Consider the following 16,039-nt stretch of genomic DNA (forward strand, 5'->3'; position numbering starts at 1 on the left):
AGCGGCCGCTGCCGCAGCAGGCGTCAGCGGATCGCACCCGCGTCGCGCAGCGCCGCAAGCTCCTGCGCGGAGAACCCCCAGTCGCCCAGCACCTCGTCCGTGTGCTGTCCGGGGCGGGCCGGCGGCCGCTGGATGCTTCCCGGCGTGCGGCTGAAGCGTGGCGCCGGCGCGGGCTGCACCACGCCCTCGACTTCGACAAAGGTCTTGCGCGCCTGCAGGTGGATGCTGTGGGGGGCCTCCCCCATCGACAGGATGGGCGTGATGCAGGTCTCGGCACCGCCAGCGAGCGCCGCCCACTCATCGCGGGTGCGAGTCCGGAACGCGGCGGCGAACTGCCCGCGCATCGCCGGCCAGCCGGCGCGGTCGTGCTGGCCGGGCAGCTTGTCGACGTCGAGCCCGAGCAGCTTCACGGCGTTGCGATAAAAACGCGTCTCATTGGCGCCGATGCCGACATGCTTGCCGTCCTTCGTCTCGTACACGTTGTACCAGGGCGCGCCAGAATCGAGCCGGTTGGTGCCGCGCTCGTCGGTCCAGTACCCTGCTGCCCTCAGGCCGTAGATCAGCGTCATCAGCGATGCGGATCCGTCCACCATCGCGGCATCCACCACCTGGCCCCGCCCCGACATGCGGCTCTCGAGGATGGCGCTCACCACGCCCAGCGCCAGGTACAGCGAGCCGCCGCCGAAATCGCCCGCGAGATTGAGCGGGATCGACGGCGCCTCGCCGGCCTTGCCGACGGAATGCAGCACGCCCGTCAGCGCGATGTAGTTGATGTCGTGCCCCGGTTCCTGGGCCAGCGGCCCGTCCTGCCCCCAGCCGGTCATGCGGCCGTAGACCAGTCGCGGGTTGACCTTGTGGCAATCGTCCGGGCCCAGCCCGAGCCGTTCGGCCACGCCGGGGCGGAAGCCCTCGATTACGGCGTCGGCCTGGCTGACCAGCCGCAACACCGTTGCGACCGCTTCTGGCTGCTTGAGGTCCATGGCCGCGCTGCGGCGGCCGCGATTGAGCAGGTCGAAGCGTGCCTCGACCGGCGCGCCGCCGTCGGAGGGTGACGGACGGTCGATGCGGATGATGTCGGCGCCCAGGTCCGACAACAACATGCAGCAGAACGGCCCCGGGCCGATGCCGCCCAGTTCCACGATCTTGATGCCCGCAAGGGGCCCGGCTGGCGTTTGCGCCATGGCTTTTGTCTCCTGGGAATCGCTGGCCTGTTCCGGGCCCGGCGGGCCGGGCCTCTGTCAGACATGGCTACTCCGGCTTGTAGTTCATTTCAGCAAAGAGGTTCTTCCAGACGTTGGCCTCTTCAGCAAGTTGCTTCGCAAACGCAGACGGCGACGACGCCACCATGCGGCCGCTCAGGCGCGACTCGATGCTGCTCCGGAATGCCTTGTCCGCTTCCAGCGTGCTGAAGTCGTGCGCAATGCGGTCCACCACCGCCGCCGGCGTTCCCTTCGGGACAAAGATGCCAGCCCACAGCAGCGGCAAGTAGCCCTTGTAGCCCACCGCCTCGGCCAGTGTCGGCAGCTCAGGGAAGCTGGCGTAACGCTCGGCGCTGATGGCAGCCAGCGGCTTGAGCTTGCCTGAGTCGATCTGCGACTTCATCGAGCTCGGCGTGTTGACCAGGAACTGCGCGTCGTTGCGCATTGCCGCGAGATTCATGGCGCCGATGCTGTTGAAGTCCAGCGGCGTGTACTTCAGGCCCAGCGACTTGTTGAGCAGGGCCATGGTCAGGTTGAAGACCGAAGTCTGGCCCGTGCCGGCGAAGAACAGCCCGTTGGGGCTGCCCTTGCTCAGGTCGACCAGTTCGCGCAGCGTCTTCGCTTTCGGGGCGGTTTCTGCATTCACCGCGATGACGAGCTGGTAGTTGATGACCTTGTACACCGGCACCAGGTCGGTCATCGGGTCGAACTTCAGGTTCCTGGTGGTGAACTTGGGCAGGATCGAGCTTTGCGTGCCCAGCAGGAGGGTATGGCCATCTGTGGCGTTGACGACATATTCGGTGCCGATGACACCGCCCGCTCCGGGCTTGTTCTCGACGATCACCGGCTGCTTCCAGATGCCTTCGAGGCGCTGCGCCAGGGTCCGGGCCAGGATATCGCCGGTGGAGCCCGCCGCGACCGCGATCACGATCCTCACAGGCCGGGTCGGCCATTCCGCGGCCGCGGCCGGCCTGGGAAGGGATAGCGCCGCACAGGCGGCCAGGCCGGCGGCACCCGCCAGCCGAAGCCAGCGGCGGCGGCCGGCCGCTGCTAGTCGTACTGTCATGTCTCTCTCCGTTCTATGCGTTATATGTCGTGCGCTGCGTCAGTCCTGGGCGAACACCGGTAGCGCCTGCCCGCCGCGTTCGATCATGCGCGCGTGCACGCGGTTGCCGATCTGCATCGACTCGGGCGGACCTTCGATCTGCGTGAACAGGAAATAGCCTTCGTCCATTTCGACAAAGCCGACCGTGTACGGCGCGATCGCGGCAAAGGCCGGCGTCGGCCCCCGCATCACGGTGCTGTACGAATACAGCCTGCCGCGTCCGGCGGAGACTTCCCATGCGAGCTGGTCGGCGCTGCAGTGCGGACAGAAGGAATGGGCCGGCCAGACCGCCTGGCCGCATCCGCCGCAACGCTGGTATTTCAGCAGTCCGGCGCCCAGGCCTTCCCAGTAGGGCCTGGCATCGAGAAGCTGGTACGGCTGCGGCCAGCCGTCTTGCGTTTGGATCATCACTGGCTCCGATGGAAATCAGGTGGAGGAAGACAGCAGCAGCACGCTGCCAGCGGCCAGCATGCCCCCGGCACCCTGCACCAGCACTGTCTTCGGCCGGCGCGCGGGCGCCAGCCCGAGCGCTTCGCCGCGCAACTGGCGCACGGCCTCGACCATGCTGTCCATGTTGCAGGAGATGCCCGGCTGGCCGAACGACAGCCAGCCGCCGTTGGTGTCGGTGGGCAGGTCGCCGTCCACACCGGTGCGTCCTTCGCGGTACAGGTCGATTCCCCGGCCCTTCTTCGCGAAGCCCAGGTCTTCCATGACGATCGGCCCCATGTGCGCGAAGTTCACCGAGATCTGCGCCATGTCGATGTCAGCCGGCGACAGCCCCGACATGGCATAGGCCTGCCTCGCCGCCGCCGCCGTTGCGGTGTAGGTCAGGTTGGGCATCGGGCCGAGCTCGGGGAACTTGCACGACCGCATGTTCATGCGATCGCCCAGGTACTCGTGCGTCGTGGCTGATCCGTAGCCCATCAGGTAGATGGGGTTGCACGCCGCCTTTGCCCGTTCCGGCGAGGTGACCACCAGCGCGCCGCCGGTGCCGCCGCCCCAGGTGGAGCACATCCAGCGCCGCAGCGGCGTGGCGACATAGGGCGAGGCCAGCACGGTCTCGCGGTCGATCTCGCCGAAGCGCGCCTTGGCAGCATGCGGGTGATGCACGCCCCAGCGCTGGTTGGCCACCGCCACCTCCGCGAGGTCCGCCTCGGTCAGGCCGAACTCATGAAGGTAGCGGCACGCAGCCTGGCCGTATAGCGCAGGGATGATCGGGCCATACGGCACCTCGAATTGCGGATCGGCATCGGCCTCGGCACCCATCGCCACGGCATCGACAAACAGCTCGGTCGCGTCGCTCTGCAGGCACAGCACGTACTCTGCCTGGCCCGCAGCGATCATCTCCGAGGCCACCGCCAGCGTCGCCGTTAGCCCGGCGCCGTGCATGGTGATCTCGCTGGTGCGCTTAACCGGCATCTGCATATGCGAGATGAAGATGTTGCTCCACTGCGAGCGCTTGTCCGCCCAGGGCGAGCGGCCGGTGTACACGGCATCGACCTGGTCCTTGCTGATGCCCGCGTCCTGCAGCGCGCGCCGCGTGGCTTCGGCGGCGAGCTGCAGCGGGTCTTTGCGATTCGCGCGGGACGCGTAGGCGTCGCCCATCCCGACGATGGCTGCCACTGGCTTGGTCGACATGGCCGCCACGCCTCAGGCCGCCTTGAGTTCGGGCAGCGACGACGCGATCAGCGCGTCGAGGTCTTCGCGGCTGCGCAGCATCAGCAGGCTCCATTCGCCCTGCTGCAGCAGGTCACCGTTCTGGTTGATCGCCTTGATGAGGAACTTGATCACGCCATACTTCTCGTCCTTCTCCTTCTTGCCGATCACCTCGCACACCGCGTAAATGGTGTCGTTGATGTACACCGGGCTGCGGAAGCGCATATTGTCGATGCCGTAGTTCGCCTGGATGCCCAGGCCAAACTGGATCAGGCCGGTGACGATCGAGTAGGTCAGCGAACCCTGCACCAGGCGCTGGCCGAAGCGGGTCTTGGAGGCGTAGTGGGTGTTGGAGTGGATCTCGATCCAGTTGCCGGTCAGTGCGCAGTAGTTGACCACGTCGGCTTCGGTGACGGTGCGCCCGCCCGAGCGGAAGATCTGGCCTACCTGCAGCTCGTCAAAGGTCTGGTCGATGCGGTTGTTGATAGCGCGCTTGGTCGTGTCGGTCATTTTGCTGGTTCCTTGAAGTGTTGGCGCTGTCAGCCCATCCGCATGGACTTGGCAATGATGGTCTTCTGGATCTGCGAGGTGCCGCCGCCGATGGTGGACTGGACGCTTTCGCGCAGGTAGCGCTCCATGTCGGCTTCCGGCAGGTTGGCGTAGCCGCCCAGCACCTGCATGCCGGTCAGCGCGCAGTGCTTCAGCGTCTCCGAGCCGTACAGCTTGGCCATCGACACTTCACGGCTGCAAGGCACGTCCGCGGCAGCCATCTGCGCGGCCCGGTAGCACAGCAGGCGTGCTGCATCCACCTGGGTCTGGCAATCGGCCAGCATGTGCTTGAGCACCTGGAAGTCCCAAAGCTGCTTGCCGAACTGGATACGCTCGTGGGCATAGCGCACCGCCGTCGACACCGCCGTCTGCGCGTTGCCGACGTAGGCCGCTGCCACCGAGCAACGTTCGAGTTCCAGGTGCTTGGTGATGATTTCCCAGCCCTGGCCTTCCTCGCCGAGCATCGCATCGCCCGGCACGCGCACTTCGTCCAGGAAGATCTCGGTGGTGCCGGTCGCATGCCGCGACAGCGTCGGCAGCTTGTTGATCACGAGGCCCGGCGTGGTGTTCGGAATCAGGAGCACGGAAAGGCCGCCGTGCTTGTTGTCGGCATCCGTGCGTACCAGCATGGCGATGACCGTATCATTGGCCGCCGCGCCGCTGCACCACAGCTTCTGCCCGGAAACGATCCAGTCGCCGTTCGCGTCGCGACGGGCGCGGGTCTTCGTGTTGGAGGCATCGGAGCCGGCGTCGGGCTCGGAGATCGACACGGAGAAGCGGATCTTGCCCTCGATAAATGGCTGGATGTACTTGTCCTTCTGCGCGGCCGTGCCGTACTTTGCGATGTTCATCGCCGTGAAGGTCGGCACCAGGACCGCTGCAGCAAAATCGAAGCCGAACTTGCCAAGGCCTTCGGCCATAAGGGTGTAGTCGAAGATGTCACCGCCGGCACCGCCCTCTTCCTCCGTGAACAGCAGCCCCAGCCAGCCCTGCCTGGCAATCTTGTCGTAGGCCTCGTAGGGATAGTCACGGTTCTGGTCGCACTTGCGCACGTACTCGACCGTGACCTCGTTGTCCATGAAACGGTTCACGGTATCCAGCCACAAGGCCTGCGATTCATTCAGGAAATTCGGTTGCACTGTATTGCCTCCATTGGTTTGCGTTGGCATCTGCCTGCATTGCAGCGAACCCTTGCTGCGATGCGTGTTGGAAGCGTAGTGATGTGCAGCCGGCAAGCCAACTGGCCTTTTCCGAAGCGGCGATTCGGTGGGATCGAAGTGAGCCGGAGGAGGCGCCCGGATGCGCAGCCGCGCAGTGGTGCGCGGTGGCGCTTAGCCCTGCCCTGAAACGGCGGGCTCGCCGTGCGGGCGGTCGAGCAGCTGCTTCATCAGTGCGGCGGCAGGCGGGCTCAGGACACGACCTCGTGCCGTGGCGATATGGGTGGTGCGCACGGCCCATGACTCGTCGATGGCAACGCTGGTGACCTGGTCGAACATATCGTGGCTGAGCAGGCATTCGGGCAGAACGGTCACGCCCAGTCCGGCCTGCACCAGACTGGTCGCGACCCCGGCGCTGACGACGTGGAACGGTGGGGCGAACTCTGCGCCCAGGCGTTTGGCCGCGGCGCGGAACATGCCCAGCATCGATTCCACCGGGATCAGCCGTTCCGGCAGCAGGTCTTCGAACCTGACCGTTTCGCGCGCGCTGAGCGCGTGCGTGTTGGGCACCACGGCGACCAGCCGATCGCGGCGGTACGGCGTCACGTCGACGCCCCCAAGCTCAAGCTCGTGGGCCATGGCGAACACGCCTACGTCGGCATCGCCGCGCGACACCGCCTCGATGATCGCGGCGTTCTCGACTTCGCGCACCACCAGCTCCACCAGCGGGAAATCGCGCGCGTAGTCGCCCAGCTCACGGGCAAGAAAGGGAGCGATGATCGACCGTGCCGAAGCCACCACCACCTTGCCGCGCATGCCTTCGGTGAAGGCGGAGATCTCGGAGCGCAGGTTCTCGATGCTGTCCAGGATCTCGCGTGCGTAGCGCACCAGCACCGCGCCCGCGGGACTGGGCACGACGCCCTTGGGTCCGCGTTCGAGCAGCTTGACGCCGGCAATATCTTCCAGGTCCTGGATCCGCTTGGTCGCCGTTGAAGCGGCAATATTCTCGCGGATCGCGGCGCGACCGATCTGCTGCTCTTCGACAGCGGACAGGAACAGCCGCAAGGTAAACAGGTCGACTTGCCGGATCAGGTGCAGGCGGTTGAATTCGGTCATGAAAGGCTGGCGGGATGGTAAGGGGCCAGCCTATTTTGCCCGCCTTATTCGCGCGATGCCAGCCGCTCCTGCAGCACCTGCGCCATCGCCAGCAGGCGCGGCCCCAGCTCGCGTTCGACGCGGGCGCGCGCCATGCGCGCGGTGCGGCCGATGCAGGCCAGCACCAGCGGCGGCTGCTCCGGCACGCACACCGGCACGGCAACATTGGCCAGCTCAGGCTCCCATTCGCCGAGCGACATGCAGAAGCCCAGCTCATGGACCTGCGAGATCTTCTCGGCCATGCGCCGCCGCAGCATAGGCCAGTCGCGGCCGGCCTTGCGCTCCACATTGCCCTGCAGGTAGCAGCGCTCCAGTTCCGGGATCGCCGCAAGCAGCGCCGATCCCATCAGCGAAGACGCGATATGCAGGCGCGTTCCCGGCGTCAGGCGCAGGTCCAGCACCGCCTGGCTGCCGACCCGGCTGTCCAGTACGATCACATCGAGCCGGTCGCGCGTGCCGAGCACCACGTAGGTATCGGTCGCTTCGGCGAACTTGCGCATCTCGATGCTGGCCTCGCGCTGCACGGCAGGATCGGCGATCGCCGCATAGCCGAGCGCCAGCGAGGCGGCCGCAAGCCGGTACTTGCGCCGCACCTCGTCGTGGTGCAGGTAGCCCAGTGCGACCAGCGACTGCAGCAGCCGCGTGACCGTGGGCGCGGGGATGCCGGTTTCCAGCGAGATTTCCTGGTTGCCCAGCCAGGCCTGCTCCGGGCCGAAGGCGGCCAGCACGGCCAGGCCGCGTGCCAGCGGCACCACCCGCACCTGGCTTTCCGCCGTAGCGGACCGGCCCGGCCTGGGCCAGATCGCGCCGATGCCGGGTTGATGGTCTCGCGGCCTCGCGCCTGCTTGCTGCAACATGGGCGTCTCCGTATCCTTGGGTGTGCTTGCGCCCGATACCCACCTGCACGCGGCGCCTGGCCGACGCGCCCGTACCTGACGAACGTTAGGTAGAGTCTGAGCGCGGGATCGGTGGAGTTCCATGGGGGTTAACCCCCTTTGCGCGCGCGGCACCCACGCGCCGCGGTCACCACATCCCGGCGCCCGCGCGGCCCGGTCCGCCTTGCCCGCTCATTGCACGGAACGCCTGCAAGCCCGGCATTGACCTCGCCTGCCCCGCATTCCGACCATGCATGCATACGCGCACCCTGCACGCAGGGCTGCCAATAAAGATATCGAGACAGGAGACCGCAGCAATGACCCATCCCCTTCAACGCCTGTGCGGCGCGATCATCATGGCGCTGGCGGCAGCCCCGACATTCGCAGCGGACGCCTACCCGGCCAGGCCCGTGCGGATCATCGTCAACTCGGCGCCGGGCGCGCTGCTCGACGTCACGACCCGCGCCGTGGCGCAGCAGATGGCCGAGAATCTCGGCCAGCCCGTGGTCGTGGAAAACATGGCAGGGGCCGCCGGGATGCTTGGCATCCGTTATGTGAAAGCCCAGAAGCCGGATGGCTACACCATCCTCGCCACCGCCAATACCCTGGCGCTGGCGCAGGCCACCAAGCTGGAGCCGGGCTATGATCTGGCGCGGGACTTCACCGGCATCGGCATGATGAACAAGGCCCCGCTGATCATGGTGGGCTTCTCCGCCCAGCCGGACAAGACCCTGCCCCAGTTGATCGCGCATGCGAAAGCCAGCCCGGGCACGATGTCCTATGCCACCGCAGGCATGGGCACCAGTACCCATATGGCCGCCGCGCTGTTCGTGCACCAGGCCGGCATCAAGATGCTCCACGTACCCTACAAGGGCAACGCCGGCGCCATGCCGGACGTGCTTGGCGGCCGCGTCAACATGATCTTTGACGGCGCCAACTCGTCGGGCCCGTACGTCCAGGACGGCAAGCTGCGCGCGTTCGCGGTCTCGTCACCCAAGCGCCTGGCGGCGTTTCCCGATATTCCGACACTGGCCGAACAGGGCCTGCCCAACTACAGCTTCCATGTCTACATGGGCCTGGCGGCGCCTGCCGGTACATCAACGCCGGTGGTCATGCGGCTGGCGAAGGCATTGAAGGCGGCGCAGGCAAGCGAAGCCGTGCGCGAGCGGTTCCGCAGGGACAGCGCCGAAGCCGGCAACATGTCTCCGGAGGAATTCACCGAGTTCCTGCGCCAGGACCTGCAGCGCAACATCAAGGTCGTGGCGGACCTGGGCATCCCGAAGGAATAAGCCGAACGACAAGCCGAACTACAAGCCGAGCGGCCCCTGCCAGCCCCTGCCGCAGGGGCCCGACACCTTACCTGGAGAGAATGCAATGGCAACAACCATCGTCGAGCAACTGGCCGGCTTCAGCCAACAAGGCACCTACGACACGCTGCCCTCTGCCGTCGTGGACGAATGCAAGCGCATCGTCCTCGATTCGCTGGGATGCGCATTGGCCGCCGTCGACCAGCCCAAGGGCAAGATCGGCATCGACTACGGCGCACTGATGGGCGGCGCCGCGGGCGACGCCACCATCATCGGCACCGACCAGCGAGTGTCGGTCGTCGGCGCGGCCTTTGCCAACGGCGAACTGATCAACGCGCTCGACATGGATGCGGTGGTGCCGCCGGGCCACGTGACGCCCTATGTCCTGCCCGGTGCGCTGGCGGTCGGCGAAGCCATGGGCCGGTCCGGCCAGGACCTGATTGCCGCGCTGGCGGTCTCGCACGAGATGTCGTACCGGCTCGGCAAGGCCATGGACTACCTGCGCGACACCAAGGACGGCAAGGTCTCGCCGCCGAAGATCTATGGCTACAGCAGCACCGTTTTCGGCGCGACGGCGGCCATCGTCAAGCTGAAGGGACTGGGCGCGGAGACGACAGCGCATGCGCTCGGGATTGCCGGCAGCATCAGCCCGGTGAACTCGCAGGTCGCCTGGTTCCAGCATGCGCCCAGCTCCACCATCAAGTACCTGCTTGCCGGCGCGCTGACGCAGGCGGCCATGGCCGCCGCGCACATGGCCGAGTTCGGCCACCGTGGCGACCTGCAGATCCTCGATGACCGCGAATACGGTTTCCCGCGCTTCATCGGCACCACGCGCTGGGAGCCGGACCGCATCCTCGCGGCACTCGGCACCGACTGGCAGTTTCCCACCGAGCAGGCCTACAAGCCCTACCCGCACTGCCGCATCCTGCATGCGCTGCTGGACAGCCTCAACGAGATCGTCGACCAGAACGAACTGCGGCCGGACGAGATCGACGGCATCAAGGTCTGGGTCGAGGGTTTCGTCGAGCAGCCGGTTTGGCTCAACCGTGAGATCCGGCATGTGCACGACGCACAGTTCAGCATCGCGCACGGGATCGCGCTGGGTGCGCATCGCGTGCCGCCGGGCAAGGCCTGGCAGGATCCGGAACTGGTGTTTGGCGAATCCGTGATGCGCCTGATGAGCAAGGTCGAGCATGCGGTGCACCCCGACTACGTGGCGCTGCTGACCGGCCATGCCGCCAGCCGGCCGGCCAGGATCGAGGTGTCGGCGCGCGGCCAGACCTTTGCCGGCGAGCGGCGCTACCCGAAGGGGAGCCCCTCCCCCGATCCGGACAGCTACATGAGCACGGATGAGCTGGTGCAGAAGTTCCGTGACAACGCGCGGGATGTCATTCCCGACGCCAACATCGCTCGCGTCATCGACGCGGTGCTGGACCTGGAGAACGTGGGGAACATCGCGTCTATTCTTGCTGACGTACGGCCGGGAAAGCAATAGCGACGCAGAAGCCGGGGCCTGCACTGGCGGGCAGCCCCCCGTTTCTCTGAGCGCGAAATGGGGGGATCGTCCTTTTCATGCAGATTGTACAGTTCGCAGTTGGCCAGGAAGGCCTCTCGGCCTTCGCGTCACTGTGGGTGCAGCTCAGAACCCAGTGGGTCCGGGAAGGCGCCCAATGACTTGTTCGACTCGGCGAGCCAGGGTGAGCAGCTCACGGTCACGACCGGCGGCCGCATCGAGCTCGAGCCCGAGTGGAAGCCCTTCCGAGTTCAGTGCCATCGGAATGCTGATACCGGGCACGCCGGCGGAGCTCGACGGATGCGTGTTCCGGGACAGGAAGAGGTCCGTGAAGTCCTTGCCGCCGACTCGGAACTTCCACTGATTCTCGATACGAGGCGCTGCACACGGCGTGGTCGGGAAGAGCAGCGCATCGGCCTGTCCGAACGCAATCGCCGCAAGCCGGCGGCTCAGCTCTTTTCTGCCCACGTTAAGTGCGGCGAGGTACTTCTCATCGGACACGTAGCCTGCGCCGGAGGACACGACGAAGTGCGACCAGCCACTCATGATGTTCTCGCCCAACCCCGCATAGATCTGCTCGAAGGAAACGGGCAGCGCGTTGGCAGCGAGGAATCTGCGAACGGCGGGCATCGTCTCATGGAAGAAGATGGGCCACGTCGTGCTATCGGCAAGGGCAAGGAAGTCCTCCCCTAGATCGACCTCCACCAGCTCGGCTCCTGCGTCCTTAAGCTGTCGTAAGGTCTCGCGGAACGCGCGCTCCACCTCACCGTCCACGTCGGCCAGGTACTGCCGAGGCGCGTAGGCGAACTTGACGCCCTTCAGGTTGCCGCTTACGTCGGAGCTGTGGACAGGGCTCCTGGTGAGCACGGCGTCCACGAGCTCACAGTCTTCCACGCTGCGCGCCAGGAGACCCGTCGTGTCGAGGGTGTCGGATATCGGGGCCACGCCCTGGGCCGGCCAGCGGCCCGGCGTCGGCTTGTATCCCACCACACCACACAACGAGGCGGGAACACGGATCGAGCCGACAGTGTCGCCCCCGAGCGCAGCGGGAACGATGCGAGCAGCCACCGACGCGCCTGCCCCGCTGGAGGAGCCGCCCGTGACGTTGGCCTTGTTGTAGGGGTTCTTCACCTGGCCATGGTGTGCATTGAGCCCCGTCAGGCCGTACGACATCTCCACCAGGTTGTTCTTTCCGAAGATGATCGCCCCCGCATCTTTCACACCTGTAATCGCCTCAGCGTCCCGCGTCGGCTTGAAGGCGGCCAGCACGGAAGTGCCGACGGTGGTGGTCAGCCCCTTGGTCAGGTAGCTGTCCTTGACCGCCAGGGGCACGCCAAGCAAGGGAGCACTGCGTCCTGCTCGAAGCGATCGATCGGCTTGCCTTGCGGCCTCCAGCACTGAGGCGCCATCGATTGTGATGAACGCTTTCAAGTCGGCGTGCTCACGCGCTCGTTCCAGCAGCTTCCCGACATATGCCTCCGAGGAAATCTCCCCGTTTCGAATTGCACGTGCTGCAGCTGCGAGCCCGAGCTCGTGCAATTCACCGGCGCTGGCCGAACGCGTTGCGGCCATGAGTTCTCCAGTCTGACCGAAAGCCGCTGCGGCGGCCGCCCCAGGGAGCTGGCGTCGGTCGATCGCGAGCGTGCGCCCGGACTGGTCGGGGTTCTGGGCCGCAGATGGGGAGTGTTTTGAGCTCATTACTCTACCTTCGAATGTCGTATGCCCTGAGGGGGCGGATGGGAAGCAATGGATGTCTTTGACAGACCAAGGATAAGGGCCTAGGCTTTAGCTTGAATGACGAACTTCCCTCGTTTTAGGCCAACATGAAACGCGTCGGACTCGTGGTGTTCCCCGGCTTCCAGATCCTGGACATAGTGGCCATCTCGGTGTTCGAGATGGCCAACCTTGCTGCACCCAAGGCTGCCTATGACATCCATGTCGTCTCCGAAAGCGGCGGTGCGGTGAAAAGCTCGCTGGGCACGGCGGTTCACACGATTGTGCTGGATCCGAGCGTCTACGACACGCTCATCGTGGCCGGGGCGACCACGCCGCAGCCGTCGTCGCCCAAACTCCTGCGGGTGCTCTCGCGCGCGCTCGAGCCCACTCGGCGCATGGCCAGCATCTGCACCGGCGCCTTCGTCCTGGCCGAGGCCGGGATCCTGGAGGGCCGTCGCGTGACAACGCATTGGGCCCATGCGCGGGAGCTTCAGCGCCGCTATCCGTCGATCCGGGTCGAAGAAGACCGGATCTTCGTGCGCGACGGCACCGTCTGGACCTCGGCCGGCATGACCGCCTGCATCGACCTCGCGCTGGCGCTGGTGGAGGGCGACCTGGGCAGCGACGTGTCGGGAGCGGTCGCAAGACAGCTCGTCGTTCACCATCGCCGCTCGGGTGGGCAGTCCCAGTTCTCGGCGCTGTCGGAGCTGGAATCCAAGTCCGATCGCATCCAGGCGGCACTGACCTACGCCAAGAACCACCTGCGCGAAGACCTGTCGGTGGAGCGGCTCGCCCATGCCGTCCACATGAGCCAGCGCCACTTCAGCCGCGAGTTCCGGTTGAACACCGGTCAGTCTCCTGCGCGCGCCGTCGAGCGGCTGCGCGCGGAAACGGCTCGGATTCTTGTCGAGGCGGATCGACTCACGATCGAGCGCATCGCGAGTGAAACTGGCTTCTCCGACCCGGAGCGAATGAGGCGGGCGTTCCTGCGCGTCTTCGGCGAACCGCCCCAGGCGTTGAAGCGAGCGGCCCGCTCGCGACATGCAGCAGATTCGGCTCTGACGTGAACGGCTGACTGCCGGGGAATTGCGGTTGTGCGGATTGATGCGGGAACCGTAGTGAGGACGCGGGCGGGCACGAGTGGAGCGCGCGTCCACGTCCTCGGGCTCAGCTTTTATGTGAGTGCGCTTTCGCGCCCTTCTGGTCAGGTACGGTGAACTCCAGTGTCACCACCTGTCCTGGGAAGACGTTGTGGTTAGCGTCAACCAGCGAGATCTTCACCTTGTGCTGGCCGGGCGGCAGCCCGGCTATGTCGACGGTGTTGTCGTCGCTCGGATCCGCCCACCACCAGGGCAGGTCGTCGACCGTGATGTGCAGATGCCCGACACGTGGAGATACCTTGGCGGCCTCCGGCCCGAACACGGGTGCGATGCGCAAGTTCTCCACTCGGTACTGAGCCCAGAAGATGCCGTGGGCCAGCCCCTCGGGAAGCGGGGGATCCACGATCAACTTCGGGGCAGGTTCATTCTCGACCGCGACGTACGGCGAAGCGCCGCGGATGTCCTTCGCGCTCTGGGCGAAGGCGCTCGTGGCGAGCACGGTGCCAGCCGCGATTACGGCAAGCGTCTTTATAAGCATGATCATTGTAGTTTCTCGTTCAAAATTTGGATTGCGGTTGTGCGGATCAATGCGCGGTTCGAAGTGAAGACGCGGACGGGGCGCGAGTGGAGCGCGAGGGTCGTCCGCGTCCTCGAGCTCATCGCAGCGTCCTGAACGCCGCACGCATCTCTGCCGCGAAGAGCCCCGGGTACTCCCAGGCGGCAAAGTGACCTCCTCGGTCGACCTCGTTGAAGTAGACCAGGTTGGGAAAAGCCCGGCGGGCCCACGTCTGCGGGGCTCGATAGAGATCGTCGTCTGGGAACACCGTGATGGCCACCGGGAGCACGATCTCGTGGGTCTTCTGCGCGGCAGCACTGACAAGGTTCTCTTCGCGGTTCTCCCAGTAAAGCCGCGCTGCCGAGACCGCCGTGTTCGTCAGCCAGTACAGCGAGAAGTTGTCCAGCACGTCGTCTTTCGTCGGTGTCTGCTTCGGGTCCTTGCCGTACGCCCACTTTCCGAACCCGCCATGCACGAGCATCCACCCTGCGAGGCCAACCGGGGAGTCCGTCAGCCCGTAGCCGACGGCCTGTGGCCGCCAGCTCATCATGGTCAGGTAAGTCCAGCCCCCGTTCCTGGTGAAGTTTCTAAGGGCGTCAAATTCCGCGCGCTCCTTGTCGGAGAGTCCCGCCGGTGCGGGTCCGCCGCTGGCGAAGGCCTCGGCTGCGTCGGGAGGCAATACCGCCGGCAAGTTGGTGTGAATGCCGAGCAGTCCCGCCGGCGCCTGCAGCCCCATCCTCTCGACGACGCCCGCCCCCCAATCTCCGCCCTGCGCTACGTAGCGCGTGTATCCCAGCCGCTTCATGAGCACGTCCCACGCCCGGCCGATGCGATCCAATCCCCAGCCTGTCTCGGTCGGTCGCGACGAGAAGCCGAAGCCCGGCAGGGACGGAATCACGACGTCGAAGGCATCCTCCACCCGGCCGCCGTATCTGGTGGGGTCGGTGAGCGGGCCGATGAGCTTGATCTGCTCGAAGACCGAGCCCGGCCATCCGTGCGTGACGATGACCGGCAGCGCGTTCGGGTGGCGCGACTTGACGTGGATGAAGTGGATGTCGACCCCGTCGATCCTCGTCATGAACTGCGGGAAGGCGTTCAACCTCGCCTCGGCCTTGCGCCAGTTGTAATCAGTCGCCCAGTAGCGGACGAGTCCCTGAAGGTTCGCAAGCTGCGCGCCCTGCGACGGATCTGCGACAGTCTCCTTGTTTGGCCAGCGGGTCGCCGCGAGGCGGCGGCGGAGATCTGCGAGGTCGGCGTCGGGCACGTGCGCGCGGAAGGGGCGGATCGCCTCGTTGTCGGCCGCCTGGCGTGAGGCCAATGCCGCCGACACCGCGAGTCCGTCAGCGCTGGTCGCGGCGGCGCTGCGAGAGGCGAACGCGAATGGACTGACGAAAAGCGCGGCTGCCGAACCGGCAAGGAAGCTGCGCCGGCTGAACGGCGAGGACGCAGCTGTATCGGGAAGCGATGGAGCTAACTGGTCGCTTCCGGGCGGGTTCTGAGTCTTTGGGTGAGTCATGGACGTAGCTCCGCGGTGCTTAAAGAATCTCGAACCCCACGTCGACGTTGCCGCGAAGGGAGCGCGAGTATGGGCAGGTCTGGTGGGCGGTTTCCACCAGTTGCCTCTTCACGGCCGCATCCAGTCCCGGCAGGCTGACCTTCAGCGTCACGCCGAGGCCATAGTGGGCGCCGCCGTCGGTCTTGCCCAGCGACACTTCGGCGTCGATGGCCGCGTCCTTCGGCAGCTTGACACCCAACTGCTTGCCGGCGCTTTCGACGGCAACGATGAAGCAGGCTGAGTACCCGATGCCGAACAGCTGTTCGGGGTTGGTACCAGGCCGGCCGGAGCCGGGCGTGCTCAGCCTGACGTCGATGGCGCCGTCACTGGAACGGCCGGCGCCTTCGCGGCCGCCGGTGACGCGGGTATATGACGTGTAGAGCACTAGATCGAGCTTGTTGGGCATGATGATTTCCTTACATGGTTTGAGCAATGCTTCGTCGCCGAAGCGCATACATCGGTTCCGCTTTAATCGGGTGCGATGGACATGATGATAGGAGCCTGGGCTTTGGCTTGACGGACTAACTTCCCTCCTTTTATGCCAACATGAAGTGCGTCGGGCTCGGAGGTGTTTCCCGGCTTCCATAGGGTTCACA

The 16,039-nt window shown here is 65.9% G+C and carries 15 protein-coding genes; 3 read left to right on the forward strand and 12 right to left on the reverse strand.

Annotated features, from left to right (window positions below; translation table 11 throughout):
- Positions 1–23 precede the first annotated feature (23 nt).
- The 8 genes from AC10V3_RS28095 to AC10V3_RS28130 form a co-directional block, all read right to left on the reverse strand.
- Positions 24–1,181 carry a CaiB/BaiF CoA transferase family protein gene (locus tag AC10V3_RS28095; RefSeq protein WP_454753117.1) on the reverse strand — a complete coding sequence of 386 codons (1,158 nt, stop codon included), beginning with the start codon at positions 1,179–1,181 and terminating at the stop codon, positions 24–26.
- A gap of 67 nt (positions 1,182–1,248) precedes the next feature.
- Positions 1,249–2,265, reverse strand: coding sequence for a Bug family tripartite tricarboxylate transporter substrate binding protein (locus tag AC10V3_RS28100; RefSeq protein ID WP_022538634.1), 1,017 nt, complete (start codon positions 2,263–2,265; stop codon positions 1,249–1,251).
- A 39-nt stretch (positions 2,266–2,304) separates the two neighbouring features.
- Positions 2,305–2,712, reverse strand: coding sequence for a Zn-ribbon domain-containing OB-fold protein (locus tag AC10V3_RS28105; protein ID WP_022538635.1), 408 nt, complete (start codon positions 2,710–2,712; stop codon positions 2,305–2,307).
- An 18-nt stretch (positions 2,713–2,730) separates the two neighbouring features.
- Entirely contained in the window at positions 2,731–3,942 is a 1,212-nt protein-coding gene (locus AC10V3_RS28110) for a thiolase family protein (protein ID WP_041681782.1), read from the reverse strand.
- A 12-nt stretch (positions 3,943–3,954) separates the two neighbouring features.
- Positions 3,955–4,470, reverse strand: a complete 516-nt coding sequence (locus AC10V3_RS28115; protein WP_022538637.1) for a MaoC family dehydratase — start codon at positions 4,468–4,470, stop codon at positions 3,955–3,957.
- 29 nt (positions 4,471–4,499) lie between these two features.
- Positions 4,500–5,648, reverse strand: coding sequence for an acyl-CoA dehydrogenase family protein (locus AC10V3_RS28120; RefSeq protein ID WP_454753118.1), 1,149 nt, complete (start codon positions 5,646–5,648; stop codon positions 4,500–4,502).
- A 192-nt stretch (positions 5,649–5,840) separates the two neighbouring features.
- Positions 5,841–6,782, reverse strand: a complete 942-nt coding sequence (locus AC10V3_RS28125; protein WP_022538639.1) for a LysR family transcriptional regulator — start codon at positions 6,780–6,782, stop codon at positions 5,841–5,843.
- Between the two features lie 44 nt (positions 6,783–6,826).
- Entirely contained in the window at positions 6,827–7,678 is an 852-nt protein-coding gene (locus AC10V3_RS28130) for an IclR family transcriptional regulator (protein WP_022538640.1), read from the reverse strand.
- A 335-nt stretch (positions 7,679–8,013) separates the two neighbouring features.
- On the opposite strand from AC10V3_RS28130, the gene AC10V3_RS28135 reads away from it, so the two are divergent.
- Both AC10V3_RS28135 and AC10V3_RS28140 read left to right on the forward strand, forming a co-directional pair.
- On the forward strand, positions 8,014–8,985 hold the full coding sequence (locus AC10V3_RS28135) for a Bug family tripartite tricarboxylate transporter substrate binding protein (protein WP_022538641.1): 972 nt from the start codon (positions 8,014–8,016) through the stop codon (positions 8,983–8,985).
- Between the two features lie 85 nt (positions 8,986–9,070).
- Positions 9,071–10,498, forward strand: a complete 1,428-nt coding sequence (locus AC10V3_RS28140) for an MmgE/PrpD family protein (protein WP_022538642.1) — start codon at positions 9,071–9,073, stop codon at positions 10,496–10,498.
- A 144-nt stretch (positions 10,499–10,642) separates the two neighbouring features.
- On the opposite strand, the gene AC10V3_RS28145 is transcribed toward AC10V3_RS28140, so the two are convergent.
- Positions 10,643–12,088 (reverse strand): amidase family protein, encoded by a 1,446-nt coding sequence (locus AC10V3_RS28145; RefSeq protein ID WP_454753120.1) that lies wholly within the window; start codon positions 12,086–12,088, stop codon positions 10,643–10,645.
- A gap of 251 nt (positions 12,089–12,339) precedes the next feature.
- Here AC10V3_RS28145 and AC10V3_RS28150 point away from each other — a divergent pair, with 251 nt between their 5' ends.
- Positions 12,340–13,299: a GlxA family transcriptional regulator gene (locus AC10V3_RS28150; protein ID WP_022538644.1), complete on the forward strand. Its 960-nt coding sequence runs from the start codon at positions 12,340–12,342 to the stop codon at positions 13,297–13,299.
- A 100-nt stretch (positions 13,300–13,399) separates the two neighbouring features.
- Here AC10V3_RS28150 and AC10V3_RS28155 read toward each other — a convergent pair whose 3' ends face one another.
- From AC10V3_RS28155 to AC10V3_RS28165, 3 genes are all read right to left on the reverse strand, one after another.
- Positions 13,400–13,876 (reverse strand): DUF6130 family protein, encoded by a 477-nt coding sequence (locus AC10V3_RS28155; RefSeq protein WP_022538645.1) that lies wholly within the window; start codon positions 13,874–13,876, stop codon positions 13,400–13,402.
- Positions 13,877–13,988: 112 nt separating this feature from the next.
- Positions 13,989–15,404, reverse strand: coding sequence for an epoxide hydrolase family protein (locus AC10V3_RS28160; protein WP_490923782.1), 1,416 nt, complete (start codon positions 15,402–15,404; stop codon positions 13,989–13,991).
- Between the two features lie 19 nt (positions 15,405–15,423).
- Positions 15,424–15,849, reverse strand: a complete 426-nt coding sequence (locus tag AC10V3_RS28165; RefSeq protein ID WP_041682079.1) for an organic hydroperoxide resistance protein — start codon at positions 15,847–15,849, stop codon at positions 15,424–15,426.
- Positions 15,850–16,039: the final 190 nt, after the last annotated feature.

The organism is Cupriavidus sp. PB-02 (assembly GCF_058252315.1).

What these genes read in the sequence shown, in the direction of transcription:
- AC10V3_RS28095 (WP_454753117.1), bottom strand. Translation starts at nt 1,181, where the DNA reads ATGGCGCAAACGCCAGCCGGGCCCCTTGCGGGCATCAAGATCGTGGAA.
- AC10V3_RS28100 (WP_022538634.1), bottom strand. Translation starts at nt 2,265, where the DNA reads ATGACAGTACGACTAGCAGCGGCCGGCCGCCGCCGCTGGCTTCGGCTG.
- AC10V3_RS28105 (WP_022538635.1), bottom strand. Translation starts at nt 2,712, where the DNA reads ATGATCCAAACGCAAGACGGCTGGCCGCAGCCGTACCAGCTTCTCGAT.
- AC10V3_RS28110 (WP_041681782.1), bottom strand. Translation starts at nt 3,942, where the DNA reads ATGTCGACCAAGCCAGTGGCAGCCATCGTCGGGATGGGCGACGCCTAC.
- AC10V3_RS28115 (WP_022538637.1), bottom strand. Translation starts at nt 4,470, where the DNA reads ATGACCGACACGACCAAGCGCGCTATCAACAACCGCATCGACCAGACC.
- AC10V3_RS28125 (WP_022538639.1), bottom strand. Translation starts at nt 6,782, where the DNA reads ATGACCGAATTCAACCGCCTGCACCTGATCCGGCAAGTCGACCTGTTT.
- AC10V3_RS28130 (WP_022538640.1), bottom strand. Translation starts at nt 7,678, where the DNA reads ATGTTGCAGCAAGCAGGCGCGAGGCCGCGAGACCATCAACCCGGCATC.
- AC10V3_RS28135 (WP_022538641.1), top strand. Translation starts at nt 8,014, where the DNA reads ATGACCCATCCCCTTCAACGCCTGTGCGGCGCGATCATCATGGCGCTG.
- AC10V3_RS28140 (WP_022538642.1), top strand. Translation starts at nt 9,071, where the DNA reads ATGGCAACAACCATCGTCGAGCAACTGGCCGGCTTCAGCCAACAAGGC.
- AC10V3_RS28145 (WP_454753120.1), bottom strand. Translation starts at nt 12,088, where the DNA reads ATGGCCGCAACGCGTTCGGCCAGCGCCGGTGAATTGCACGAGCTCGGG.
- AC10V3_RS28150 (WP_022538644.1), top strand. Translation starts at nt 12,340, where the DNA reads ATGAAACGCGTCGGACTCGTGGTGTTCCCCGGCTTCCAGATCCTGGAC.
- AC10V3_RS28155 (WP_022538645.1), bottom strand. Translation starts at nt 13,876, where the DNA reads ATGATCATGCTTATAAAGACGCTTGCCGTAATCGCGGCTGGCACCGTG.
- AC10V3_RS28160 (WP_490923782.1), bottom strand. Translation starts at nt 15,404, where the DNA reads ATGACTCACCCAAAGACTCAGAACCCGCCCGGAAGCGACCAGTTAGCT.
- AC10V3_RS28165 (WP_041682079.1), bottom strand. Translation starts at nt 15,849, where the DNA reads ATGCCCAACAAGCTCGATCTAGTGCTCTACACGTCATATACCCGCGTC.